Below are 24,832 nucleotides of genomic sequence, written 5' to 3'. Positions count from 1 at the left end.
CCGGTTTTTGGGGCAAGGTGCCCATCATGCTGTTTCAGCCCGTGCGGCACGCCGCCGTGCCGGGTGGCCCCATGTGTTCATGACCACTACCCCCAGCATGACCACGCCCCCGCCCAGCAGGGTGCGGCCTGCGGGCACTTCCCCCGTCAGGGCAAAGGCCAGCAGCATGGTGACGGGGGGTAGCGTATAGAGCAGCGCGGAACCCCGCGCGGCCCCCATGTGGCTGATTACGAAGGTCCATGCGGCATAGCCCAGCGCTGCGGGGAAAAGGCCCAGCTCGATCACGGCCGCCATGCACGACCACGGTGCATGGACCACAGTCACGCAGGCGCGGGGCAGCCACGGCACGAGCAGCAGCGCCCCCGCAACAAGAATATAGGCAATGGTGGGTAGCGCCCCATAGCGCGGCATGAGCTGGCGCAGCATGATGGTATAGATTGCGGAGCATAGCGCTGCGGCCAGCACCATTGTCGCCCCGGAGCCAAACGCGATACCGCCTGCCTGCCCACCCGCGATCAGGATTACGCCCGAGAAGCTGAGTAAAGACCCCGCCCAGCCCCACCCTGTCAGCCGCTCGCCCAGAACGGGCATGGCGATCAGCGCGGTCAGCAGCGGAGAGGAACTGATGAGCAGGCTCGCAGCCCCCGCCGAGACCGTGACCTCACCGATGTTGAACAGTACATTATAAAGTGAAATGCCAATGCCCGCGCAGGCCAGCACGCGCGGCACGTCGCGCCATGCCGGTAGGGGCACGCGCCTGCAGGCCAGCCACAGGGCCGCCACCACCGCCGCCACCGCGTAACGGATGGCGGCCAGCGGCACCGGCGGCATGTCGCGCAGCGCAATGCGCACCACCGGGTAGGCGCTTGCCCACGACAGGATGGCCACTGCCGCGGCAAATGGCAGCATGCGGGCGGTCAGGGTCCTGTTGTTCATGCCCCTGCATAGCAGGGTTTGAACGCAAGGGTAATGGTTTCAGACCCTGCGCCGTGCCAGCCTGCGGCGCAGGCAGATCAGGGGCTGGTGGCGGGAGGCAGGGCAGAAATATCGGCCACTCTGGCGGCAACGACTTTCTGGGCGTCAGCCGGGGCGAGGCAGACGACAAGCCCCTGGTCACCTGCATTGATATAGACCGTGGGTTGTGTCATGGCCGCCGCCGACAGCACGACAGGCATGGGGTTGGCCTGCCCGAACGGACTGGTGCCCCCGGAGCGGAAGCCGGTCAGCGCCGCAGATATGTCAGGCGACATCATGCGGGCGTTGCGGCCGCCGAACAGGGCCGCCACCGCCTTGAAGTTGACCTTGTGGTCGGCTGGCACCACAAGGCAGACGGGTGTTGTGCGGTCCACCTCCACCACCAGCGTCTTGAGCACGCAGGCGGGGTCCGCCCCGATGGAGGATGCGGCTTGCATGCCGATCAGCCCGCCGCCGGGCGCGTATTCATACTGATGCACCGAAAAGGGCACGCCACTGGCGGCGAGAAATTCGGTAGCCTTTGTCTGCTGTGTCATGCTGTGTGTTTTCACCTTTGTGGCGCGGCCCGTGCCGCGTGCTGCAACACCAAGGATAAAATGGCACCCGGTGGCATGCAACAGGCGTTGGCCCTGCTGTTCATGCCCCCTTCCGGCCGCGCACGACAGCAGGCAGTGCGAGCACGATCAGCGCCGCCCCCAGTCCCGTAAGCGACCGCACGCCCCACGACCCGTAGCCCAGCGCGCCCGCGGCCCCTCCCAGCACGAAGGCGGCGATGATCGCGCCATGAAGGCGCAGCCGGGCTGCCACGTCAGGCGAGGGGGCCAGCCGGTTTTCCATCCATTGCGCCAGTTCCAGCCCGAGGTCGGTCAGCATGCCGGTCATATGCGTGGTGCGCACCCGCGCACCCGAAATATGGGTGACCGTGGCGTTCTGCATGCCCATGAGGAAACCCAGGCCATAGCCAAGCACCCCGGCACCTGGCCCCCTGGGCAGGCAGGGCGCCACAAGCCCCAGCGCCACGAGCGCCATGCCCTCCAGCATGATGATGCGGGCATGCATGCAGGCCACGCCCCGCCTGCATCCGGCCCTGAGGCGCAGCGTTGCCACCACGGCCCCCGCAATAAAGGCCGCGACCAGCCCCAGCCCACATAGCACGGCCATCCGGCCGCCCTGCACCAGCCCTGTCGCCATGGCGGAAAGGTTGCCTGTCATGTTCGCGGCATAGGCGCCAACTGCCAGGAAGCCGGCCGCATTCACACCGCCTGCCACCGCGGCGAGCGTGCAGCCCAGCCTGAGGTCGGTTCTGATACTGCGCGATGGGCCTTCGTGAACCAGCATATCCGTCTTCCGCCTAACGCGGGACAGTCCGCGCCATGTCGGTGGTATCGGCTAAGGAAGGCGGCAAATGCAACCTGCAATACCACAAGCCCCCTGGCTTGGTCCGGCGGGATCACATCGATGCGAGGATTTGAAGGTAAAACGCAACCGAAGGTAGTATTTTTCTAATGATGTTATAAATATTTCTTATTAAGGCATTGCGTGGATTCACACGCTTGTGCCCTGCCGCCATATCTCGCGCCAGGTGCGCGGGCTGCCTGATTTTTGCCATATTCCTCAAGTCGTTTTTAACCGGGCCATTGCATTACACGATTATGGCAAGTCAGAGGGCTGATGCTTTCATAAATATTGATAGCATATATATGAATATATGTTCATAATATAATATCTTTATCATGCTTATGATGCTGCTGTTCCAGTGCATGACCAGCGAATAGGACAGCAGCATCAAAATTGCAGGAAAATATACCTAAATGCTAAATTTCCTGTCAGAACCTATGCATTCTTGAAGTGAACAGGCGTTTCAAAAGTGATTTTTTATAGACTGATGTAAATAAAATCATAAAGCATAAAGTTAATATATATTAACTTAATATTTTGTTTCAACTTATCGCAAAAAAACACGGTTTCCACATTAATTCTATCCCTGCCATACAACCTGAAAGGGAAAGAGACCGGTCTTTAGGGTCTGTTTTTTGCAATCGCGGGTTGTTATTCTCATTTTGCCACATCAATATTCCGATCTATACATATGGACAGGCACGCATGATGATGGCATGTTCCGAAAAAATACCTAATGAATTTACTTAAGTGATGATAAAGCGTTTACGTCTCCAGCCAACCGGGATGAAGCGGGCCTGTGCCGGGCCTGTCCATGCCGGTAACTGGGGCAGCATGGGTAAGTAATGATCGATATCCTGATTTGTGATGCCCACCTCTACATCGACCGTGACTGGGAAATTCCCGATGGCTGGATTGCGATCAGGGAAAACCGCATTCACGCCGTTGGTGCCGCTGGCCAGCCCCGGCCTGAGGCCCGTCGCGTCATAAGCGCGCGCGGGCGGCTGGTCACGCCCGGCCTGGTCAATGCCCATCACCACATGATCCAGAATCTGACGCGCTCGTACGCGCCCGTCACGCGCTGCAAGCTCTTTACGTGGCTGCGCGTGCTGTATCCGCTATGGACCGTGCTGGATGATGAGGCCACCTATCTGGCCACCTACGTGGCCATGGTGGAGCTGCTCATGGGCGGGTGTACCACCTCGATGGACCACATGTATGTCCATCCCCGGCCCGGTCTGATCGATGCGCAGTTCCGCGCGGCGCGTGACATCGGGTTCCGTTTCTACGCAACACGCGGCAGCATGACCCGCTCGGTGGAAGATGGCGGCCTGCCCCCCGCTGGCCTCGTGCAGGATGAAGAGACCATCATGGCCGATTGCGAGCGGCTGGTCGGCCTGTTCCATGACCGCTCGCCGGGCGCCATGGGGCGGGTGGCCCTTGGCCCGGCGTCGCTGTTCTCCGCCTCCGAGCGGATCATGCGGGACTCCGTGACACTGGCCGAGCGCCATGACCTGCGCCTGCACACCCACCTGGCCGAGGACATGGAGGAGGATGATTACAGCCTGAGCATGTATGGCTGCACGCCGACCGAGCATTTCGAGCAGATGGGCTGGGCCAGTCCGCGCTCATGGGTGGCCCATTACATCTATCCGTCTTCATCCGAGATCGACCGCCTCGCACAGGCGGGGGTGAGCGTTGTGCAGTGCCCTGGCTCGAACATGATGATTGGCGGTGGCAGCGCCGACGTGCAGAACCTGCAGGAACGCGGCATGCGCGTGGGGCTGGGCTGCAACGGCTCTGCCACGACCGACCATGCCTCGATGTGGATGGAAACCCGTAACGCGATGCTGCTTGGCCGCATGCGGGGCGGCCCGGAATCCATGGGCGCGCGTGAGGCGCTGGACATGGCCACGCGGGGCGGGGCGGCCTGCCTGGGGTGGGAGGACGAGATCGGCCATCTGCGCCCCGGCGCCTGCGCGGATCTTGTTATCTGGCATATGTCTGACGTGGCGCTGGCGGGCGCGCTGACCGATCCGGTCGAGGCCTGGCTGCGCTGTGGCCCCGCCGTGGCGGGCACCACGATCGTCAATGGCCGGGTGCTGGTCAAAAACTGCGAACCCTGCCTGCCGGGGCTGGGTGATATCCTGCGCGACCATGCCCGACAGGCGCGTCGCATCCAGCAGCTCGACTGAGGACGCGCCCCGCATGAGGGCCTGCCCGCGCGGCCCGGCACCGCTGGCAGAACCATATACCCTTTGGAAAGATCGTTTATTTTACAGCATGAATGAAGATCTTCATGTTTTTTCCACAGGGTTATCTTTCTGACTATCCCCGGAATCTGTGGATAAGGCCGTGCCCCTCTAATTATAGCGGCAGGGCTGGTTCGTAACCGGCGGCGCATCGGACTGGATCACCATGAGCGTGACCGGACCATCGCCTATATTGCCTGCGTCATGGCCTTTCTTGCCGCGAAAGGGGCCGTGGGGCATGGGGCGCACGGCCTGGTCCTCGCCAAACAGGATGTCGCCGGGGCCCATTTCCACCCGCGTGCCATCCATCGCCCGCACATACCACCGCCCCTGTAGCGGAATGATCCATTGTGGCCTGGGGTCGGGGTGCCAGGTGCCATTCCAGTGCGCGGGCTGGACCGTCATCATGATGGTCGCCATCTGCGGGGCCATGGGGTCCTGCCATTGCGGCCCGGCCGGGGGTGACATGCTCTTGAGAAAGAAGGCATGCACCGGACAGGTGGCGATATGGCTCACGCCTCTGTCATCAGCCCAGAGGTGCCGGTAAACCCGCTGCGGCGGGGCCGGCTGGGTCGTATCGGGCAGGATGGCGGGCGCTGGTGTCGTGGGGGGCCTCGCAGCCCGTGCTCCCATGCCGGGCAGAATGAGCAGGGCGGCGAGCATGAGCGTTTTGCGCATGGACATGACATGCCTCCTTGGCTGGACTGGATGGGCCTGCGGCACTCATCCGCCGGGTTGTGGCGCCGCCGTTGCGCAAGGCGCGGAAGCGGCATTCCGTCGGCGGAGGAGGCAGGCTGGTGGTGCGGTTTACGGCGTGGGTGCGGCCTCGCCATAGCTCAGGCGATAGAGCGAGCCGGACAGGTCATCGCTGATCAGCACGCTGCCATCGGGCAGGGGCAGTACGTCCGCAGGCCGCCCCCATGCATGCTGCCCCTGCCGGAACCCGCCCACGAGCACCTTTGGCGCCATGGGCTTGCCATCCGCGCCAAACGCCACGTTCACGACCTGATAGCCCGCAAGCTGGCTGCGGTTCCATGATCCGTGCTCGGCAATGATCAGGTTACCGTGATAGGCGGCGGGAAACTGGGTGCCTTCATAAAACCGCAGGCCGAGTGCCGCCACATGCGCGCCCAGCAGCAGGGCGGGTGGCGTGAATTCGGAACAGGCATGCTGCTTGCCGAATTCGGGGTCCGGCACGTTGCCCTGATGGCAGTAGGGGTAGCCAAAGGACTGTCCGGGCGTGTCAAGCCGGTTGAGTTCATCCGATGGCATGTCATCGCCCATATTGTCGCGCCCGTTATCGGTAAACCACATGGTGCCGCTGCCGGGCTGCCATGTGAATCCGACCGTGTTGCGGATGCCGAATGCCACGTCGCGCCGGTCGGTGCCATCAGGGGCCATGCTGATGATCTTGCCAAAGTCGTGCCCCACGTCACAGACGTTGCATGGCGCGCCGATGGGTACGTACAGCCGGTTATCCGGCCCGAAGGCAATGAATTTCCAGGAATGGTCGCCAATGCGGTAGGGCAGGTTGTCTGCCACGGTTTCGGGTCTGGGCGGCTTGTCGAGGTGGTTTTCAATATCACGCAGCACGACAATGCGCTGTGAGTCGGACACATACAGGTCGCCATCATGGTAGGCTACGCCCACCGGCAGGGTCAGGCCCTCGGCGATGGTGCGCACCACCACCGGGCCGCCCCCATCCACGCCGGTAATGGCATAGACCTTGCCCGGCCCCCTTGTGCCCGCGAAGATGGTGCCCCGCGCGCCACGGGCCAGTTCACGCGCGTTTGGCGCCTGATCCGTTACCACGCTGATGTGAAACCCCGGCGGTACCTGCAGGGACTCAGGCTGGGGGGCTGCCTCGGCGGGAACGCACAGGCAGAGGGCTGTCATGGAGGCCATGCCGGAGAACGAAGCACGAAGAAGGCCGGAAAGACGTTTCATCAGTGGAGAATCTCCTTGAGGCAAAGAACGTTCGGATCACGATACGATCTGGCGTATTCTTTCGGCAAGGGCACGCGCTGAATAGGGCTTGCGCTCGACCGGCACGTCGCGCAGTTCGGGCGGGATCATGGTGCGGTCGGCATAGCCGGTTGCGAAGATGAAGGGCACGCCACGCGCGCGCAGGGTGCGCGCGACCTCAAGCGAGTTTTCACCACCAAGGTTTACATCGAGTATCGCCACGTCGGGCACCCGCGTGCTGATGGCGTTCATGGCTTCATAGACGGAGGCGACGGTGCGGACCTGCCCGATGTTGATTTCCTCGATCGCGCTTTCGGCTTCCATGGCGATGAGGAACTGGTCTTCCACCAGAAGGATGTCAGCATCGAGCACGGGATTCTCCTTTGGGGGCACGGCGTGGGACGAATCAGGGGGCGCATCCGGGGTTTCCATCTCCGGGGCGGGCCTGACATGGCGGCAGGGCAGGCGCATGATCATTTCCAGCCCGCCGGGATGAAAATGCGCATGCGTGGCCCCGCCAAGTTCATGCGGGAAGCCACGCTCCAGCAGCACCGAGCCAAAACCCCGGCTCCGGGGCGGGGTAACGGCCGGGCCGCCGCTCTCGCGCCATGTGATGCGCCACTCATCGCATGCCGCATCATGCGACCACGCCACATCAAGCCGCCCGCGCGGCTGGCCCAGCGCCCCGTATTTGACCGCGTTGGTGGCCAGTTCATGCACCACCAGCGCCAGCACCGACAGCGCCTGGCCCGTGAGCCAGATGCGCGGGCCGGTGCAGGTGATGAAGCAACGCTCGCGGTAGGGTGCAAGTTCCGCGTCAAGCAGGGCGCGCAGCAGGCCGCCGCCATCGCTGCGCACGGCCTGGTCATGCGCCAGCCCCAGCGCGCGGATGCGCCCGCGCAGGCGCGACACGTGCTGGGCGGGGGTCATGTCGGGTTCCACCGGCTGGCTGACCAGCGACTGCACCACGGCCAGGATGTTCTTGACCCGGTGGTTCAGCTCCTCGTTGAGCATGCGCTGGCGCAGGTCGGCGTTCGCGCGTTCACGCAGCTGCAGCTGCAGCTGGTGGTAGGCGCCCATGACCTCGATCAGCGCGGAACGGACCAGCGTTGCCGCCTCCATGTCATCGCCCGACCATGGCAGGCAGGTGCCGGTCACCTGCTGGGTCCAGACCGCAAAACTGCTGCGCGGGCCGAAATAGCCGTCCTCCCCATCGCTCCGGGGCGGGGCTGCGGGGTCGGCGGCCCATTTCATGCTGCGTATTTCCTCGCCACGGAACACCAGCAGGTAATCGCCCGGCTGCGACGAGATCGGCACGATCATCACGCCTGCCGCCTCGTGCACGTACTGCGCGGCATCGGGAATGTAGGCGGCAAGGCAGCTCGTATGCCAGATCTGGGTGCCTGCGCGGGTGCGGGCGAGTTCCAGCACGGCCGCCATGGCTGCGGGCGGCGGGTGCTGGCCGGTATAGGTCCACTGCCCGCCCACCCACAACGCCGCGCCATCGCACTGCACGAAGGTGAGCATGTCGGTCAGGTGCGCCATGAGGTAGGCGGGCATGTCCGCCACGGGGGCGGCGCCCTTGAGAAAGGTCTCGATCAGCCCATGGGTCTGGCGCGTCATGTCCAGCCGCTTGGTGCGCAGCAGGTTGGTGATCTGGAGCGAGACAAACTCGCCAAACATGCGCGCCACGATGCGCTCGCTCATGTTGAGCACATGGGCACTGTAGTGATGGCACACGATCATGCCCCACAGGCGGCCATCCACCATCAGCGAGACCGATGCGCAGGCCGCGACGCCCATGTTGCGCATGTAGCTGTAATGGTTGGGCGTGCCCGCGCGCAGATGGGTGTGCGACAGGTCGGGCGGCAGGGGGTGGCCCGGCGAGATCACGGGCACGGGCACGGCCGCCACGTCGCCGATCACGCGGATGAGGTTGGTGCTGTACAGCCTGCGCGCGGGGGCGGGCATGTCGGAGGCGGGAAAGTGCTGGCCAAGGAAGCTTTCGAGGTTGGGACCGTGATGTTCGGCCTCGACCTTGCCCGACCCGTCCTCGGCAAAACGGTAGAGCATGACGCGGTCATAGCGCAGCACGCCCGAGAGCAGGCGCACGACCGTGCGGAACAGCCGGTCGAAGTCGGTAATCTCGCGTATGCGGTCGATCATGGTGCGCAGCAGCGACAGGTGCGCCCCGTCGCGTTCGCTCAGGGCCGGCTCCCATTCCAGCATGATGTCGGGGCCTGCGGTATGGATGGCCACGTCATATCGCCCGCCACCGGGCAGGGCCTGGCCAAAGACCAGCGCCGGCCTGCGATGGGCCTCGCCATGCATGGCCAGCGCGTTGCGGATGTTGTGGGTGGCCTCGCGGCCGATCGCGTCGCGCAGCGGCAGGCCGACCTCCAGCCCGTCGCGCCCCAGATGCGCCGGCGCGTTGGCCGACCAGCGCACGATATGCCCCAGCCGCGCATCGCACGCCAGCAGCCAGCCATGGGGCTGGATGCCTTCGTCACCTGCCTTGTGGGATGCCTGTTCAGTCATGCTGCGTCATTTCACTTTTGCCCCGGCGGGTCGCTCGATGGGGGACAGGACCGGGCAGGAGCGCCTGACCGGTAGGGTAACGGAACCTCGATTGTGCCATACAGGCTCCTGCATGCGACGCGGGATGGTATGCTATACCTGCGGCACCGGTTTTTCCAGCAATGCACGCGACCCCACCATTAAGTGACAGCGCGGCGAAAAAAAGCGGGGAACGCTCCAGGCGCCCCATCCGGTCGCGCCTGGATATTCACGCCTCCCCTGTGGCGTCCTTCAGGGCTGCATATACCCTGTTTATTACATGCATGAGGTGTACAATATTTTATACGCCTTTGCATATACTCTTTATTAACACAGTCATGGGTATGAAACATCATGCTGGCTGTCACTTATTACAGTGGCCCGGAACATAAAATCAGGTGTCACGATTTCAGCCTTACCCCCGTTCGCTTTCAGCCAGCCGGAGACCTACAGCCAGATGCCCCGCGACATGATAGACGACATGCAGGTAACCGTCCTGCCCGCGCTGGAACAGACCATTCTTGGCGTTGTCCTGATTGATGAACATAACACCGTCACCTTTTTCAACAAGGCGGCGGAAGGCCTGTGGCACTGTTCGCGGCAGGATGTGATCGGGCGCAACGTCAACGTGCTGGTGCCGCGTAACATCCGTTCCACCCATGATGACCTGATCCGCCACAACCGCGAGACCGGAATCAACAAGATCGTCGGCACCAGCCGCGAGGTCTGCGTCGAGCGCTTCGATGGCACGACCTTCTGGGCCAACCTCTCGCTGTCGCGCATCGCGGTGGATGGCAAGATCGGCTACATGGCGCTGATCCGCGATATTTCGCAGGAAGTCGATGACCGCGAAAAGATCCGCCTGCTCTCGCTCGTGGTGCGCGAGACCGATCGCGGCGTGGCCATTCTTGACCCCGAATTCCGCATCATCTATGTCAACCGCGCCTTCAGCGACATGTTCGGCTTTGGCGCCGAGCGGGTGACGGGGCATGGCCTGTCGGTCATCCTGGCAGGCGATACGACCGATATCGGCATTCTCAACCAGTTGCACGAGGGCGCGCGCAACGCCAAGGGCTTCACGCTCGATATCCGCGCCCGCCACGCCAGCGGGCGCGATATCTGGGTCTCGGCGGCCATGAACCCCGTGTTCAATGACAGCGGCGAGATCGAGAACATCGTGGTGGTGCTGACCGATATTACCGAGCAGCACTTCCTTGACAGCCTGCAGCGTGACACGCTGGAAGCGATTTCAAGCGATCTGGGCCTGCATGAGGTCATGGACTTCATCTGCCGCCGCATCGAGCATTACATTCCCGATGTCATGCCCGCCATCTACCTGGTAGAAAAGGATGACCGGCTGAAATGCAAGGGCCGCGCCAGCCTGCCGCTCTCGCTGGTCAAGCTGTATGACACGCTGCCCATCGGCCCGGACGCCGCCTGCTCGGGCGTTGCCGCCAGCACCGGTTCCATCGCCGAAAGCCCGGACATCGCCCACGACCCGCGCTGGCAGCACATGCGCGAGCAGACCCTGCATAACGGCATCAAGGCCGCGCGTGCCACGCCCATCATCCTGCGCAACAACCGCGTGGCGGGCGTGTTCACCTGCTACTCGCGCACCAGTTCGCTGCCCGATGCCGCCTGCCAGAAAGCCGTGGCCACCAGCCTGCACCTGTGCACGCTGGCCATAGAGCGGCACGAGGCGAAGGAGCACATCAACCGCCTGTCCGACTTTGACCTGCTGACCAGCCTGCCCAACCGCCGCTGGCTGCGCCAGAACATGCCGCGCATGCTGCGCCGCGCCGTGCGGGGCAACCTCATGCTCGTGACCGTGGGCATAGACAACTTCAAGCATATCAACGACGTGTTTGGCCATACGGCGGGTGATGACCTGATCGCCCGCATTGCCGCCCTGCTGCGTGAGGTGCTGAGCATAGACGACACGCTGGTGCGCAGCGGTGGCGACCAGTTCACCATCGTGACCAATGGCGAGCAGCAGCATGCCTCCACGCTCAGCGCCCATATCCTGCGCGTGCTGGCCGTGCCATCGCATATTGGCGACGTGCCGGTCAGCCTCTCGGCCAGCCTTGGCGTGGCAGTTCACCCTGAAAATGGCGAGGACGGCGACACCCTGCTCAAGAATGCCGAGACCGCCATGTTCCAGGCCAAGGCGAATGGCGGCGGGCATTGCTGCTTCTTCAGCCCGCGCATGAACCAGCAGGCCAGCGACCGCCTCATCCTGGCTGCCGCCCTGCGCGATGCCATTGCCCATGACCGGCTGCGCCTGTTCTACCAGCCGCAGGTTCATGCTAGCAGCGGCAGGCTTTATGGCGTGGAGGCGCTTTCGCGCTGGATCGATCCCTCGCTGGGCTTTGTCTCGCCCGCGCGCTTCATTACCGTAGCGGAGGAAACCGGGCAGATCGAGGCCATCGGCAAGTGGTCGCTGCGCGCGGCATGCCACCAGATGGCGCAGTGGATTCGTGATGGCGTGGAGGTGCCGGTGGTCTCGGTCAACCTTTCGCCGCTGCATTTCCGTGATGAAACACTGCCGCAGTTCGTGACCGAACTGCTGGCCGAGACCGGAATCCCGCCCGAGAGCCTGACCATAGAAATTACCGAAAGCACCATGATCGACAATTACGAACGCACCATTCGCGTGGCCCAGAAGCTGCGTGAAATGGGGGTTGGCATGTCGATGGATGATTTTGGCACCGGTTTTTCCAGCCTGTCCAACCTTGCAGGCCTGCCGGTCAATGAGGTGAAGATTGACCGCAGCTTCATGACCGGGCTGGAAAGCATCGAGAAGGTACGCGCGGTGGTGATGGCCGTGGTGCGCATTGGGCAGAGCCTGGGCATGACCGTGGTGGCCGAAGGCGTGGAACATGAAGAACAGCGCCGCCTGCTGGCTGACATGGATTGTGATGTGCTGCAGGGCTACATGTTCTCCAAGCCGCTGCCAGCGGAGGAACTGGCCGCCTGGTTCTCCGCCTATCAGTCAGGCGGCGTGGTGAGCTGAAGGTGCGCAGCCAGGCCACGCTGGCCCGGCTGCGCCACGATGGGCAGGGCAGGGGCCAGCGGTTGGTCAGACCCGGCGGGGGCGGCCTCGTGGTGCGTGAAGAATAACCCGGGCCCCGCTTGCATGTGGTTCATGTCCATGCATCAACGGGCGGGACAGGCGGCATTGCACCTGTCACACGATGGCACCCCGCATGGGGAGGTGCAGCCCTTCACGGCGCGGGAAATATCGATCCGTCATGTAATGGCCATATTCTTTACAGGCAGGATATTTATTGTATCTGATACATATCTTATTCAAATCTTGATTGCGGGCGTATCACACAAGATATGGCATTTCAGGGTGCGGTGGGTTAACAGGACCATAATGTTTTCACCCCTTGCCCGATAGGGAACGCCGCACCGTGAATATTGATGGCCACATCGTACTGCCAGACCGGGTCATGCCGGGGCGCGTCGTGTTTGATACGACCATAACCGATGTGCGCCCGCTCTCGCTTGTGCCTGATCGCTACATTCTGCCCGGCTTTATCGATGGCCATGTGCATGGCGGGGGCGGGGCTGACATGATGGATGGGGTGGATGCCATCCGCCATCTGGGCATGTTCCATCTGGCGCATGGCGTGACCACACTGCTGCCCACCACGATCACTGCACCGTGGATTGATGTGATGGCGGCGCTGCATGCCGTGGCCGATGTCATGCACATTGGCATTTATGGCGGCCCCAGCATTCCCGGCGCCCATCTGGAAGGGCCGTTCATCAACCCGCACAAGCGCGGTGCGCAGCCGCCTTTTACCGTGTTGCCCACGCCCGCGCGGGTGAATGCCGTGATCGAGACCGGCGCCATCAAGGTTGTAACGCTGGCCCCGGAACTCGAGCAGGTCGATGCCGCCATCCAGAAATTCGTCAATGCGGGCATACGGGTCAATATCGGCCATACGCTGGCGGGTTACGAGCAGGCGGAGCGGGCCATATGCCGTATCTGCGGCATGGGTGGCACGGCAGGGGGCACGCATCTGTTCAACGCCATGCCGCCGGTCATGGCGCGCGCGCCGGGGGCGGCAGCGGCGCTGCTGTGCAGCGACATGGCCTATGCCGAGATGGTGTTTGATACCCATCATGTCCATCCCGCGCTGTTTCGGCTGGCGCATCGGGTCATGGGGAACCGGCTGGTGTTTGTAACCGATGCCATGCGCGCCACCGGCGCGGGCGATGGCCCGAGCGAACTTGGCGGGCAGAACGTGATGGTGGCCGATGGCGTGGCGCGGCTGCCCGATGGCACGCTGGCGGGCAGCGTGCTGACACTGGACCAGGCGTTGCGCAATGCCATGCAGGCGGGTGCCTCGCTGCCACAGGCGGCTGCACTGGTCAGCACGCATGCCGCCAACTGGCTGGGCCTGCATGACCGGGGCGTGCTCATGCCCGGCCGCCGGGCCGATATTGTGGTGATGGGGGCTGACCTGAGCGTGCAGGAAGTGTGGGTGAACGGCCGCCGCTGCGCCTGATGGCGGCGCGAAATGTAGGCGATCAGGCCGGAAAACATTCATAAAAGTTTTGGGCGAAGCTTTTTTCAAAAAGCTTCGGAAAAGGCGACACAAACAAAACTTTTCTTGTTTTTTATCAATGGTCTGTTTTCAGGCACGCTTCAGGACTTCGGGCCCGCAGGCTCACCAGCACCGCCGCAAAGCCGGAGGCCGCCGCCAGCCCCAGCCCCCAGCGCGGGCCCAGATGATTAGCCACCCACCCCACGATTGGCGCGCCAACGGGGGTGCCCCCAAGCGCCACGGCCAGGCGGATGGCCATGACGCGGCCCCGCATCTCGGGGGTGGCTGAAAGCTGCATCAGGCTGTTGGTCGTGGTGGTAAAGGTCAGGGTTGCAAGCCCCACCAGCCCGAGGGCCGCGGCAAACAGCCCGTAGCCGGGGGCAATGGCAGCCAGCAGGCACCCCACGCCAAACAGCAGCGCACCCGTGCGCAGCGTTGCCATCGAGACCTTTTCACGCCCTGCCGCCAGGACGGCACCCATCATGGTGCCCACCGCCATGCACGCACTGAGCAGCCCATACTGCCCCGCGCCGACATGAAACACGCTGACTGCCATGGTGGAAATGAACAGCGGAAAGTTCAGGCCAAACATGCCAATGAGCAGAAGCATCAGCACGATGGTGCGCAGGTCGGGCTGCCGCCACACATAGCGGAATCCTGCCAGCAGGCCCCGTGCGCCGCGCCTTGCGGGAGGTGCTACGGCCCGTCCGTTCAGGGCCAGCAGCGACATGAGCACGGCAATGAACGAAAGGCCGTTGAGCACGAACGCCCACCCCGTGCCCACCGCGGCAATGCATGCCCCCGCCGCGACCGGCCCCAGCATGCGCCCGGCATTGAAGGAGACCGAGTTGAGCGCCACCGCGTTGGGCAGGTCGTCGCGCCCGACGAGCTCCGATACGAAGGTCTGGCGTGCCGGGCCATCAAAGGCGGCCACGCTGCCAAACAGGAAGGCAAAGACATACATCTCCCACAGCCGTGCCGTGCCGCTGACCGTCAGGATGCCCAGCCCCAGTGACAGGGCCCCCATCAACCCCTGTGTGAGCATAAGCAGGGCGCGGCGGTCGAAACGGTCGGCGGCATAGCCCGTCCAGGGCAGGAACAGCAGTTGTGGCGCCATCTGGAAAGCCATGGTCATGCCTACTGCCGTCGCGTCATGCGCGGTCAGTTGGGTCAGCACGAACCAGTCCTGCGCCGTGCGCTGCATCCAGGTGCCAATGTTCGACACGACAGCCCCGCTGGCCCAGATGGCGTAGTGGCGATGGCGCAGCGAGCGCAGGGCGCGGGCGCCAAAGGCGAAGGAAAGCGGCAAGGGAGCTTATACTCTTTGCTGAAGGGCGATGGGTTGCGCCGTCGTGCCGGTTTTCTCGCGCGTGGGGAAGGGGCAGGGCGGAACATTGCCATGCATGCCAGCATCGCGGTCGGCCATGGCGTCAGGAGTGCAGCGAGGCATCATGCTGCCTGTAACGCCCTGCGTCAGGCGTGGTTCAGCGTAACGGGGGGATTGCCGCGCGTCAGGTCATGTCCATTTCCCGGCCGGAGCACCGGTGCATTTCATTGATGCGCCATGCATTTGTGCTGGCCCGTTTGCAGGGGGCGGCCTAATACTGCCCCACCCATGCACTGCCCTGAAGGAACGCTTCCCCCTCCGATGTGCCCGCCCAAGCCCCCCAAAGGATCCAGCATATCATGTCCCGCACGGTCCTGACCGCGTGCCAGGAGCGTGCGCTGGCTGAAATCCTGGCTGCGCGCGGGGTCTCGGCCACGCATCTGCTGACCGGTTACGCCGGTACGGGCAAGACCACGCTCATGCAGCAGGTGGCCCGCGCGCTGCACAAGCAGGGGGCGGACGTGGTGTTTACCGCCGCCACCCACAAGGCCACCGCCGTGCTCAAGGCGCGGGTGGGCAGGCTTGCGCCGTGTCGCACCATTCATAACGTGCTCTCGCTCCAGCCCGGCGCGCAGGATGGCCGCGAAGTGTTGCAGCGCGCCGATCGGCCCGAGCCGATCACGGCGGATGTCATCATCATTGATGAATGCTCCATGGTCGGCTCCGAACTCATGCGCTGGGTGCGCGACCTCGTGCCTGACCGCTTCGTGCTGTTTGTGGGCGACCCGGCGCAGCTGCCGCCGGTGGGCGAGGCGATCAGCCCGTCCTTCGCCATCCGCTCGGCCTCGCATCTCGAAACCGTGGTGCGGCAGGCGGCGGACAACCCGCTGGTGGCCGCCGCTACCGCCATCCGCGAAAGCCAGGGCGGCCCGCTGGACTGGTCATGGTGCCGCGCCAGCCACCATGAGGGCGCGGGCCTGTTCGTGCCACGCACGCCTGATGCCTGGATGCAGCGTGCGTTCACCTCCGATGCCTTCCGGGCCGATAGCGATGCGTTCCGCTACCTGTGCTGGACCAATGCGCGGGTCGATGCCGTCAACCGCGCCGTGCGCCGGTGGGTGCATGGGGGCGAGACGCCCATGCCCTTTGTGGTGGGCGAGCGCGTGATTGCCCGCGTTCCGGTCATGGATGTGGAAGGCCGGCGCGTGATGGTGGCCACCAACGAGGAGGCGGAAATTGCCGATATCCGCCCCGGCATGCTGCGCCATGCCTTTCCCGCCACATCAAAGGTGCCCGGATGGACCACCGAGCTGCCGGTATATGATGTGGTGCTGCGCACCCTGGCGGGCGATGAAACGCCGGTGGCCATCCTGCGCCCCGGCGCGGATATGGGGGCGGTCGAGCAGCGCCTGAAGCGCGAGGCCGCCCTTGAGCGCGCGCGCTGGCAGCACCGCTTTGTGTTCCGCCGCAACATCGGGCGGCTCCAGGCGGTTTACGCCATGACCGTGCATACCGCGCAGGGCAGTACGTTCGGCCGCGTGTTCGTGGATGTGGGCGATATCAGCCGCCGCGCCGCCACCAATGTGCTTGAAGCGCAGCAACTGCTTTATGTCGCGGCCACCCGCCCCACCACGGCCATGATTCTCACGGGCCTGCCTGCCGGTGCGTCTGGCCGGAAGTGAGTCGCAGGGTGGATAGGGGACTGTTCACGTCCTGTTGTTCAAAAAAAAGACCGTTGCGATACGATTTGAAAATTATGGCGGTTTTTCGCGGATTTTAAAAAAATACCCGCCTTTTCAGTAAGATGCATATTATATGCCATATATTTTATATTCTAGAAATTTCTGAAAACTTTCATAAAATCTTAAATCATCACCGTGAGATTGAAGGCTCATGGTTGCGCCATGGGGGAGGGGAAGGAACCGCCCTGCCGGTCATGGGTCATGTGGCCCGACATCCTGGCATGGCTGTCTGCTTTCCGCCCGCAGGGCATGACGGCGCGCTGACAGCGCGTATCCGGTCCGTTGCACACTGACCACGCGGGTGTGCACGGCCATGCTCCCGGCCCGACAGGCTACACAGGGGGCGGCAGAACGCCACGGGGCACGCGCCCCGCGGCATACAGGCGAGGCAACCCACCAGGTGCCGGATAACGGATTATCTTCCGCCCGGCCCTGACAGGAGAAGGCAAAGGCAACCCCGGTTCCTTCAGGGACGCCACGGGAGGATTTGGGCCTCATCTGCCTGACGGACGGCAGCAGCCCGGTCGCAATGATCGGAATCAATGATAACGCAGCCATGCCTAGGGCATGCCATGCGCGATACGGATCGCGTGCCGCAGGCATGGAAATCGGTGCCGGTCATCGGGGTTGGGCAGGGGATGTCGTGTCATGCTCCGTGGGGTATCGCGATAGAGCAGGCGAAGTCCCGATCCGTGGTGGACACTTACATTATACGGTCCGGTATACTGTTAATCATTAACTGAAAGTATAAACTGTCAGAAATGGTTAAAAAACCGTATCGTATATTCTGCATCTTTTTTACAAATTAACTTATGGCGAAAATATGTCATTAATGAGATCATACGTAATCGTGTTGAGAACGGAAAAAAATTAACATGTCTCTTGTGCAGCCTTCTCTGTCTTCTGATGGAATGAAACGGACATTTTCCGAACGTCAGGAATTCATGACGGAAGACATGCCCGCCAGCACGCATTTCCATGTGGTGGCCGGAGGCGCTCGCCTTTTCAAATCGCTGCCTGACGGGCGGCGCCAGATTATCGGTTTTGCCCATAAAGGCGACGTGCTCCCCGCCTATCCCTGCACGCGCTACCATTACAGCGCCGAAGCCATGCGCAACCTGCAGGTGGTGTGCGTGCCGGCACCCCATATGAGCCGTCTGCACGAAACATCGCCCGGCGCCTGCGCGGCCTCGCTCAATTCCGCCCGCCAGCTGCTGGTCAGCCTGCATAACCGGCTGCTCATGCTTGGCCGCCAGACCGCGCGCGAGCGCCTGGCCACCTTCCTGCTCGGCCAGGGTACGCGCATGGGGCCGGGTGAACTCTGGCCCGTTGACCCGGCCATTTCACGCGCGGACATGGCCGATTTCCTTGGCCTGACTACCGAGACCGTCAGCCGCCTGCTCAGTGCCTTCCATCGGGAGCAGCTCATCTCCCGGGAACGCCGCGCCATCCATATTCTTGATCCTGACCGCTTGCGGGCGATCGTGGCCCACCCCGAATGACAGAGAAGAAAGACCGCACGACGATGCCCGATATCACAGTACTCACCACAGAAATCCTTCTTCCCGCCCTTGAGCAGGCCATTGATGCAACCGTCATCATCGGGCAGGAAAACGAGATCATCTTCTATAACCAGGCGGCGGAATCCCTGTGGGGCATCCCCCGGGCCGACGTGATCGGCCGCAATGTGGACTGCCTGGTACCCATCCGCCTGCGCCATGAGCATGACCGCTACATCGATCGCAATCGCGAGACGGGGCATAACCGCATTGTCGGCACATCGCGCGAGGTGGAGTTCACCCGCGCCGATGGGGAATACATTTGTGGCGAGCTTTCGCTCTCCAAGGTGCAGATCGGCCAGGGGGACAAGCGGCTCACCTACTACATGGGCGTGATGAAGAACGTCACGGAGGAGAGCCAGCGGCGCAAGATCCTGATCCTGCAGAACGACGTGCTGCAGGCGCTGGCCAGCGACATGCTGATCCGGGATCTTGGCGAGCTGATCTGCCGCAAGGTTGAAGCCTTCGTGCCCAATTCGGTCGCGGCCCTGCTGGTGCTTGATGACGCGCAGCCCTGGCGGGTGATCTGCACCTCCGCCCTGCCGCCGCGCATCCGCAATGCGCTTGAAACCACCGTGCCGTCACCCTCGGATGTAGAAAAGCTCAAGGCCAATGCCTCCTATACCGGTCGGCTGGTGTGGGATAATTATCAGTCCATGTGCCGCTCGCTGGGGCTGCAGTCATGCTATGCGGCACCCGTCATGGCCGGTGACGGACGGATAACGGGCATCTTCGCGCTGTACCTGCGCGAGTCCAACCAGCTTGGCGCGTGGCCGCAGCGCCTTGTGGGGGCGTGCCTGCCCTTCTGCGCGCTGGCGCTGGAGCAGCACGCCACCAAGACCCACATGACCCAGCTTGCCCGCTATGACAGCCTGACCGGCCTGCTCAACCGTGGCGCGCTGCATCGGGTCATGGAAGACATCATCGCCCAGCCCGGCAACCGCACGCTGGCCATCTTCATGCTCGATATCGACCGTTTCCGCGATATCAACGATGCGCTTGGCCATGTCTATGCCGACCAGTTCCTGGTCGAGATCGCAGGCCGCATCCGCTCCATCGCCAAGGAGGATTACGTGCTCAGCCGCTCCGGCGGCGATGAATTCGTGGTGGTGGTGCCCGACTGCGAAGGCAAGCAGATCGAGGAGATCGCGCACAAGCTGCTCGAAACCATCGGTCGTCCGCTCCAGATCGGGCAGAACACGCTGTCTATCTCGTGCTCGATCGGCATCAGCACCTTCCCCGCCAACGGGCCGGACAGTGAATCCCTGCTCAGCCATGCCGATACCGCCATGCGCCAGGCGAAGGAAGACGGGCGCGGCATCTTCCGCTTCGCCAACCTGGAAAAGAACCAGGTGGCGCAGGACCGGCTGGTGCTGGGTTCGGCGCTGCGTGATTCGCTGGCGCAGGGCATGCTGCAGCTGCATTACCAGCCGCAGGTGCGCACCCATACGCTTGAACTCAGCGGTGTGGAAGCGCTGTCGCGCTGGCACCACCCGCATCTTGGCAACATCTTCCCCTCGCGCTTCATCGCCGTGGCGGAGGAGACCGGCCAGATCGAGGCCATCGGCCGCTGGTCGCTGCTCGAGGCCTGCCGCCAGATCGTGAAGTGGGGCCGTGACGGCATCCATGTGCCTACCGTGGCCGTGAACCTGTCCGCCGTGCATTTCCGCAACCGTGCGCTGCCCGAGCATATCGCGGCCCTGCTCAAGGACCATAACCTCAAGCCTTCGCGCCTGACGGTGGAAATTACCGAGAGCGTGATGATGGATAACAGCCGCGACACCGAGGAAGTGCTCCAGTCGATCCGCAATATCGGCTGCGGCCTGTCGATGGATGATTTCGGCACCGGCTACTCCTCGCTCTCGCGCCTGACCCGCCTGCCGCTGACCGAGATCAAGATCGACCGCAGCTTCATCAATGATTTTGAATACGACACCAATGCCCAGGCCGTAACCATGGCGGTGATCGGCATCGGCTCGCGGCTTGGCATGACGGTGGTGACCGAAGGCGTCGAGACCGAACAGCAGCGCGACCTGCTGGAAAAACTCAATTGCGACGTGATGCAGGGCTATCTGTTCGCCAAGCCGCTGGCGCCGCAGGATCTTGAAGCCTGGGTGCGCCGTGGCGGCGCGCCCGCCGTCATTCGTGAAATCGAGGCAGCCCGCGCCAAAAAGGATGGCAAGCCCGGGAATGGCGGCAAAAAAGACGCTGCGCCTACAGCCAAGCCTGCCGCTGCAAGGCCGGCAACCCCTGCAAAGTCCTGATCCGCTAAGGGATAGATGGAGCCATATGCCATGTCACTCAAGCACGATGATCGCCTGCGCGCGCTGACCCACCAGGATTCGGATTTCTGGGCCGATGTTGTGGACAATGTCCTGATCGTGGCCATTACCGATGTGCGCGGTGTGATTACCTATGTGAATGACCGCTTTTGCGAGATCAGCCGCTACCCGCGTGAAGAGCTGCTGGGGGCGACGCATCGCATTGTCAATTCCGGCTATCATGATGCGAGCTTTTTCAGGCAGATGTACCGCACCATTCGGGGCGGCGAGGTATGGCGCGGCAATATCTGCAACCGGGCCAAGGATGGCACGCTTTACTGGGTGGCCACCACCATCATGCCCAAGCACAACTCGCTGGGCGCGGTGGAGGGATATGTCGCGACCCGTTTCGAGATTACCGAACTGATGAACACCCGTGACCGGCTCAAGTCGCTGGCTGCGACCGACCCGCTGACGGGGCTGTTCAACCGTGGTGGCTTCAACAACGTGCTCCAGACCGCGGTGGAAGATAAGTCGCGGAACATTACCCGCGATATCATGCTGGTCATGTTCGATCTCGATGGCTTCAAGCAGATCAACGATATTCATGGCCACCATGCGGGCGATGTGGTGCTGAAGGTGATTTCCAACCGCCTTCTGGCCCTTGTTCACCCTGAAGATGCCGTCTGCCGGCTGGGGGGCGATGAGTTTGCGCTCATCCTCAACCATACGCTGCACAAATATCCGCTTAACCTCATGCTGGAGAAACTGCTGGCCGAGCTCGAAGCGCCGATCGAGGTGGGTAACACCATGGTCAATGTGTCGGGCAGCATCGGGGTCAGCCCCATTGCCAGCCAGGAAAGTGCCGAATCACTCCAGAAGAATGCCGATATCGCGCTTTATGCCGCCAAGCGCGCGGGCGGCCACCAGGCGCGCATGTTCGACATGACCCTGCACCAGCATGCGCTGGAGCGGGCGCAGATCCTCAATGATGCGCGTGAGGGGGTGCAGAAGGACCAGTTCGAGCTTTACTACCAGCCGATCATGAATTTCAGCACCGGCAAGTGCGACCAGATCGAGGCCCTGCTGCGCTGGCACCACCCGCAGCGCGGCCTGCTGGCGGCGGAAAGTTTCCGTGATGTGTTCCTTGATGCCGCCCTGGCGCAGGTCATGAGCCCGCGTCTGGTCAAGTCCTTTCAGAATGACATGCGGATGTGGAATACGAGCCTTGATGCCTATCCCAACCTGACCATCAATCTCTCGCGGCTGGACCTGCTCAATATCGGATTCCAGAATGACCTTGAGGCTGAAATAAAGCGGCAGGGCGGCAAGGCATCCGATTACGTGCTGGAAGTATCGGAAAATGTTCTGGCTGGCAGGCGCTCCGATCGCGTGCTGCAGCGCCTTCAGGAACTGACCGAAATCGGCTTTCAGCTGACGCTGGATGATTTCGGGCTGGCGACGCTGCCAATCGCGGTTCTGCGCACGATTCCTTTCACGCAGGCCAAAATCTCACGCAGGCTGGTAAAAGACATTGAAACCAGCCAGCAGGCGCGTGGTGTGGTGGCGCATCTGATTGGACTGGCTCATGCGTTCGGGCTGAGCGTGACCGTGAGCGGCGTGGAAACAAAAGGCCAGCTGGAAATGCTGCGCGAGATCGGCGCGGACCGGATTCAGGGTTTTTATATTTCTCCCCCGATTTCCGCTGCAAATCTTGTGCTTGCGGAACACATCATTGCGCCAGATCATACCGAGATCACGCTACAGGCGTCATGACACGCCATGCGCCTTACTCTTTACACCGACTACTCCATTCGCACCCTCATCTACCTTGGGCAGAACCCGGGTAGACGGGTTGCGATTCAGGAGATTGCCCAGACCCACCGCATTTCCCAGAATCATCTGGTCAAGGTGGTGAACCGTCTGTCCAGCAACGGTGTCATTCTGGCGCGGCGCGGGCGCAGTGGCGGCCTGGAACTGGCCGGCGCGCCGCACCAGATCATTATCGGAGATATCATTCGCCTTATGGAGGCGGATATGGGCAGAATTGTGTCCTGTAATCCTGAAAACGGCCAGGCGTGCATATTGGCGGATGCATGCCGCCTGCGCGGGCTGTTTGCCAAATCGCTCAATGCCTTCATGTCGGTGCTCGATCGCATTACGCTGCATGATATCCTGCATGAGCCTAAAAAACTGTAAATCAGGCCCATGCAGGCAAGCTGAAGGCATGTGATTTTCTGGAAATCCGCTCTGCACGGGATTGAAAAAACGCGCGCATCGGCATGACCCATGCCGTGCTATCTATAATTTCTACTTATGCCTATATAAGATTTATATATATGATGAAAAGGCCGTATTTTCCGGTTGCAATAAGGACGGCAGCGGTCTTTTTTGATATGGTATGAGGAAATTGGTCCACACAGTGTAATAACAGGAATACCATGCCCCGCACGCCGTCGCCTTGGCCTATCGCCTGCTGCTGCATCATGCAGGCGGGCTTTACAAGACAGGGAGCCAGAGCCCAGATACCATGCGCCTGACCCTTCATACCGACTATGCCATTCGTGTTCTGGTTTATCTGGGACAAAACCCTGGTCGGCGCGTTTCCGTGCATGAAATTTCCGAAAATCATGGCATTTCCCACAATCATCTCGTCAAGGTGGTCAATCGGCTTTCTACCAACGGGGTCGTTGATACCCGTCGGGGCCGGGCAGGGGGGCTGGAACTGCCGCGTATGCCGCATGAGATCATCATCGGCGACATCGTGCGCATGATGGAGGCGGACATGCTCTCCATGAAAGCCTGCCAGCCAGAATATGGTCAGGCCTGCGTTCTGGCTGATATGTGCCGCCTGCGTCATCTGCTGGCCCGCTCGCTTACGGCTTTCCTTGATGTGCTGGACCAGACCACGCTGCACGACCTTCTGCCCCGCCAGGCTGCCTGACATGACAGCGCATGATGAGGGACAGGTGTGTCATCGTCTATATATACGCGTATATAGACGATGCTGATCCCGACCCGCAGGCCGGGTGCCATCCCCCGATGGCCGGCATGGTCTGCGGCTCCATCGGCAGCAGGGTTAGTTGTTGAAGAAAAACACGATCCGCATCCTGTCGAGCCCTGAAGTGCTGCGCGCGATATGCAGCAGAACCGGCACTGTTTCTGCCCAGAAAAAGCCGGTCGCGGCACAGGCGGGGAGATGCCATGTCGCCTGTGCGTACGTGTCTGCATGTTCCGCCAGAAAAGAAACGCGCTTTAGGTCGGGCGAAAGGGTGTGATACTGTTCAAGAAGTTTTTTCATTGCGCCTGTACTGACATGGCGAATGGAGCAACCGATTATGGCGGCGCGATAGTTGTCCGGTGCTTTTGCTTTGTTATTGTCGCTCCATGCCACCCATTCCTTAAAGTTGGGCAAGCCTCCAGGCCGCACGTTGTATGTCCAGTCATAATCCAGCAATTCCCGTGGCGTGAGATAGGAGTGGCTATGCCCATTCGCGCCCCCATTCGGCCACGAACTGACGGTATTGGGGTGTTGCGTCATCAGGTATGCCGCGTGCGGGGCTGACAGGCATGATGCCTGCCTTGCTGGCATGGGATGTGCCGCCATAACCCAGGATGGTGGAAAGAGTGCCGTTTCGCTCATCATAATAGGGGAGTGTCGCACTTTATATAAGGTCAGTCCTCATTATGCTCGTTTTCAAGGTGGATTTATTTGCGTTATGCCTTTCCAGCGCCATCTGAAAACCCTGCGCTTTATCGCTCCTGATACCCCGGCGAGCGGGCAGCACAACACTGTTCCGTAACCACAGGTATGATCCATTGATGCGGCCAATGGCGCGCGACGGTTTTACGGTAAAACCGTAATGGTTTCACCAGAAGGCGCTCCGAAGTAAAAAATATTTCTCCACTACGCTCCGCTTGCAGGGCAGGTTGCCGAAAGGGGCATGAGTCTGCCGTTTTTTTGGCGGATTACTGTGACTATTGATACAATTATAATAAATCCGTTACCAACCTCACGATTAAGTTTTTTCATGCCCGATATTAACGGGATTAGCTTCCGTTACATGATACTGGAGGAATATCCATCATGTCAGCTTTCATAAAACCACAGACCCCCGCCGCGTGGGCGATCCTGGGTCTTGCGGTTGTCATCGTTCTTCTGTAACCGGCCGCTCTGGGCCGCCTTGATTATGCGGCCTGTCTGTGCAGTGTATTCACGGGTTTCCAGTTCCATGGCA

The 24,832-nt window shown here is 61.9% G+C and carries 19 protein-coding genes; 9 read left to right on the top strand and 10 right to left on the bottom strand.

All coding sequences use genetic code 11. From position 1 onward, the window contains the following. Positions 1–24: 24 nt before the first annotated feature. The 3 genes from DV027_RS12250 to DV027_RS12240 all read right to left on the bottom strand — a co-directional run bounded on the left by DV027_RS12250 (position 25) and on the right by DV027_RS12240 (position 2,313). Positions 25–936, bottom strand: coding sequence for a DMT family transporter (locus tag DV027_RS12250; RefSeq protein ID WP_130732216.1), 912 nt, complete (start codon positions 934–936; stop codon positions 25–27). A 77-nt stretch (positions 937–1,013) separates the two neighbouring features. After that, on the bottom strand, positions 1,014–1,511 hold the full coding sequence (locus DV027_RS12245; protein ID WP_130732214.1) for a YbaK/EbsC family protein: 498 nt from the start codon (positions 1,509–1,511) through the stop codon (positions 1,014–1,016). Between the two features lie 100 nt (positions 1,512–1,611). Continuing rightward, positions 1,612–2,313: a YoaK family protein gene (locus DV027_RS12240; RefSeq protein WP_130732212.1), complete on the bottom strand. Its 702-nt coding sequence runs from the start codon at positions 2,311–2,313 to the stop codon at positions 1,612–1,614. Positions 2,314–3,218: 905 nt separating this feature from the next. On the opposite strand from DV027_RS12240, the gene DV027_RS12235 reads away from it, so the two are divergent. Continuing rightward, the gene (locus tag DV027_RS12235; protein WP_130732210.1) at positions 3,219–4,568 is read left to right on the top strand and encodes an amidohydrolase family protein; all 1,350 of its coding nucleotides are present in this window, start codon (positions 3,219–3,221) and stop codon (positions 4,566–4,568) included. A 168-nt stretch (positions 4,569–4,736) separates the two neighbouring features. Here DV027_RS12235 and DV027_RS12230 read toward each other — a convergent pair whose 3' ends face one another. From DV027_RS12230 to DV027_RS12220, 3 genes are all read right to left on the bottom strand, one after another. Beyond that, positions 4,737–5,309, bottom strand: coding sequence for a cupin domain-containing protein (locus DV027_RS12230; protein WP_130732208.1), 573 nt, complete (start codon positions 5,307–5,309; stop codon positions 4,737–4,739). Between the two features lie 123 nt (positions 5,310–5,432). Continuing rightward, positions 5,433–6,572 (bottom strand): PQQ-dependent sugar dehydrogenase, encoded by a 1,140-nt coding sequence (locus tag DV027_RS12225; protein ID WP_130732206.1) that lies wholly within the window; start codon positions 6,570–6,572, stop codon positions 5,433–5,435. 36 nt (positions 6,573–6,608) lie between these two features. After that, on the bottom strand, positions 6,609–9,128 hold the full coding sequence (locus DV027_RS12220; RefSeq protein ID WP_130732204.1) for an HWE histidine kinase domain-containing protein: 2,520 nt from the start codon (positions 9,126–9,128) through the stop codon (positions 6,609–6,611). 475 nt (positions 9,129–9,603) lie between these two features. Between DV027_RS12220 and DV027_RS12215 the strand changes: the two genes are divergently transcribed. Next, a complete protein-coding gene (locus DV027_RS12215; RefSeq protein WP_130732202.1) occupies positions 9,604–12,159 on the top strand; it encodes an EAL domain-containing protein in 2,556 nt (851 codons plus the stop codon). Here the strand turns inward: DV027_RS12215 and DV027_RS17625 are convergent. Then, positions 12,135–12,284, bottom strand: coding sequence for a hypothetical protein (locus DV027_RS17625; protein ID WP_165399189.1), 150 nt, complete (start codon positions 12,282–12,284; stop codon positions 12,135–12,137). The two genes, DV027_RS12215 and DV027_RS17625, sit on opposite strands and share 25 nt — an antisense overlap. Positions 12,285–12,562: 278 nt before the next feature. On the opposite strand from DV027_RS17625, the gene nagA reads away from it, so the two are divergent. Beyond that, positions 12,563–13,666 (top strand): N-acetylglucosamine-6-phosphate deacetylase, encoded by a 1,104-nt coding sequence (nagA, locus tag DV027_RS12210; RefSeq protein WP_130732200.1) that lies wholly within the window; start codon positions 12,563–12,565, stop codon positions 13,664–13,666. A gap of 115 nt (positions 13,667–13,781) precedes the next feature. Here the strand turns inward: nagA and DV027_RS12205 are convergent, their stop codons facing one another. Further along, the gene (locus DV027_RS12205; RefSeq protein ID WP_130732199.1) at positions 13,782–15,014 is read right to left on the bottom strand and encodes an MFS transporter; all 1,233 of its coding nucleotides are present in this window, start codon (positions 15,012–15,014) and stop codon (positions 13,782–13,784) included. Between the two features lie 6 nt (positions 15,015–15,020). Then, a complete protein-coding gene (locus DV027_RS17620; protein ID WP_165399188.1) occupies positions 15,021–15,158 on the bottom strand; it encodes a hypothetical protein in 138 nt (45 codons plus the stop codon). A 233-nt stretch (positions 15,159–15,391) separates the two neighbouring features. Between DV027_RS17620 and DV027_RS12200 the strand changes: the two genes are divergently transcribed. The 6 genes from DV027_RS12200 (at position 15,392) to DV027_RS12175 (ending at position 23,538) form a co-directional block, all read left to right on the top strand. After that, the gene (locus DV027_RS12200; RefSeq protein WP_130732197.1) at positions 15,392–16,714 is read left to right on the top strand and encodes an ATP-dependent DNA helicase; all 1,323 of its coding nucleotides are present in this window, start codon (positions 15,392–15,394) and stop codon (positions 16,712–16,714) included. Positions 16,715–17,649: 935 nt separating this feature from the next. Continuing rightward, positions 17,650–18,276 carry a Crp/Fnr family transcriptional regulator gene (locus DV027_RS12195; RefSeq protein WP_130732195.1) on the top strand — a complete coding sequence of 209 codons (627 nt, stop codon included), beginning with the start codon at positions 17,650–17,652 and terminating at the stop codon, positions 18,274–18,276. A 23-nt stretch (positions 18,277–18,299) separates the two neighbouring features. Further along, positions 18,300–20,597, top strand: a complete 2,298-nt coding sequence (locus tag DV027_RS12190; protein ID WP_130732193.1) for an EAL domain-containing protein — start codon at positions 18,300–18,302, stop codon at positions 20,595–20,597. A 30-nt stretch (positions 20,598–20,627) separates the two neighbouring features. Beyond that, positions 20,628–22,370 carry a putative bifunctional diguanylate cyclase/phosphodiesterase gene (locus DV027_RS12185; RefSeq protein ID WP_130732191.1) on the top strand — a complete coding sequence of 581 codons (1,743 nt, stop codon included), beginning with the start codon at positions 20,628–20,630 and terminating at the stop codon, positions 22,368–22,370. A 6-nt stretch (positions 22,371–22,376) separates the two neighbouring features. Next, complete coding sequence (locus DV027_RS12180; protein ID WP_130732189.1) at positions 22,377–22,793, top strand: RrF2 family transcriptional regulator; 417 nt, start codon at positions 22,377–22,379, stop codon at positions 22,791–22,793. 331 nt (positions 22,794–23,124) lie between these two features. Next, a complete protein-coding gene (locus DV027_RS12175; RefSeq protein WP_130732187.1) occupies positions 23,125–23,538 on the top strand; it encodes an RrF2 family transcriptional regulator in 414 nt (137 codons plus the stop codon). A 135-nt stretch (positions 23,539–23,673) separates the two neighbouring features. Here the strand turns inward: DV027_RS12175 and DV027_RS12170 are convergent, their stop codons facing one another. Continuing rightward, positions 23,674–24,135: a hypothetical protein gene (locus tag DV027_RS12170; RefSeq protein WP_130732185.1), complete on the bottom strand. Its 462-nt coding sequence runs from the start codon at positions 24,133–24,135 to the stop codon at positions 23,674–23,676. Between the last annotated feature and the right edge of the window lie 697 nt (positions 24,136–24,832).

The organism is Komagataeibacter xylinus (assembly GCF_004302915.1).
In the GTDB taxonomy this organism is placed as follows: domain Bacteria; phylum Pseudomonadota; class Alphaproteobacteria; order Acetobacterales; family Acetobacteraceae; genus Komagataeibacter; species Komagataeibacter xylinus_C.
This window is presented reverse-complemented; position numbering and strand designations above follow the sequence as displayed.

Excerpts from the sequence above, each read along its gene's own strand:
- DV027_RS12250 (WP_130732216.1), bottom strand. The coding sequence starts at position 936 with ATGAACAACAGGACCCTGACCGCCCGCATGCTGCCATTTGCCGCGGCA.
- DV027_RS12245 (WP_130732214.1), bottom strand. The coding sequence starts at position 1,511 with ATGACACAGCAGACAAAGGCTACCGAATTTCTCGCCGCCAGTGGCGTG.
- DV027_RS12240 (WP_130732212.1), bottom strand. The coding sequence starts at position 2,313 with ATGCTGGTTCACGAAGGCCCATCGCGCAGTATCAGAACCGACCTCAGG.
- DV027_RS12235 (WP_130732210.1), top strand. The coding sequence starts at position 3,219 with ATGATCGATATCCTGATTTGTGATGCCCACCTCTACATCGACCGTGAC.
- DV027_RS12230 (WP_130732208.1), bottom strand. The coding sequence starts at position 5,309 with ATGTCCATGCGCAAAACGCTCATGCTCGCCGCCCTGCTCATTCTGCCC.
- DV027_RS12225 (WP_130732206.1), bottom strand. The coding sequence starts at position 6,572 with ATGAAACGTCTTTCCGGCCTTCTTCGTGCTTCGTTCTCCGGCATGGCC.
- DV027_RS12220 (WP_130732204.1), bottom strand. The coding sequence starts at position 9,128 with ATGACTGAACAGGCATCCCACAAGGCAGGTGACGAAGGCATCCAGCCC.
- DV027_RS12215 (WP_130732202.1), top strand. The coding sequence starts at position 9,604 with ATGCCCCGCGACATGATAGACGACATGCAGGTAACCGTCCTGCCCGCG.
- DV027_RS17625 (WP_165399189.1), bottom strand. The coding sequence starts at position 12,284 with ATGCAAGCGGGGCCCGGGTTATTCTTCACGCACCACGAGGCCGCCCCC.
- DV027_RS17620 (WP_165399188.1), bottom strand. The coding sequence starts at position 15,158 with ATGATGCCTCGCTGCACTCCTGACGCCATGGCCGACCGCGATGCTGGC.
- DV027_RS12200 (WP_130732197.1), top strand. The coding sequence starts at position 15,392 with ATGTCCCGCACGGTCCTGACCGCGTGCCAGGAGCGTGCGCTGGCTGAA.
- DV027_RS12195 (WP_130732195.1), top strand. The coding sequence starts at position 17,650 with ATGTCTCTTGTGCAGCCTTCTCTGTCTTCTGATGGAATGAAACGGACA.
- DV027_RS12190 (WP_130732193.1), top strand. The coding sequence starts at position 18,300 with ATGCCCGATATCACAGTACTCACCACAGAAATCCTTCTTCCCGCCCTT.
- DV027_RS12185 (WP_130732191.1), top strand. The coding sequence starts at position 20,628 with ATGTCACTCAAGCACGATGATCGCCTGCGCGCGCTGACCCACCAGGAT.
- DV027_RS12180 (WP_130732189.1), top strand. The coding sequence starts at position 22,377 with ATGCGCCTTACTCTTTACACCGACTACTCCATTCGCACCCTCATCTAC.
- DV027_RS12175 (WP_130732187.1), top strand. The coding sequence starts at position 23,125 with ATGCGCCTGACCCTTCATACCGACTATGCCATTCGTGTTCTGGTTTAT.
- DV027_RS12170 (WP_130732185.1), bottom strand. The coding sequence starts at position 24,135 with ATGACGCAACACCCCAATACCGTCAGTTCGTGGCCGAATGGGGGCGCG.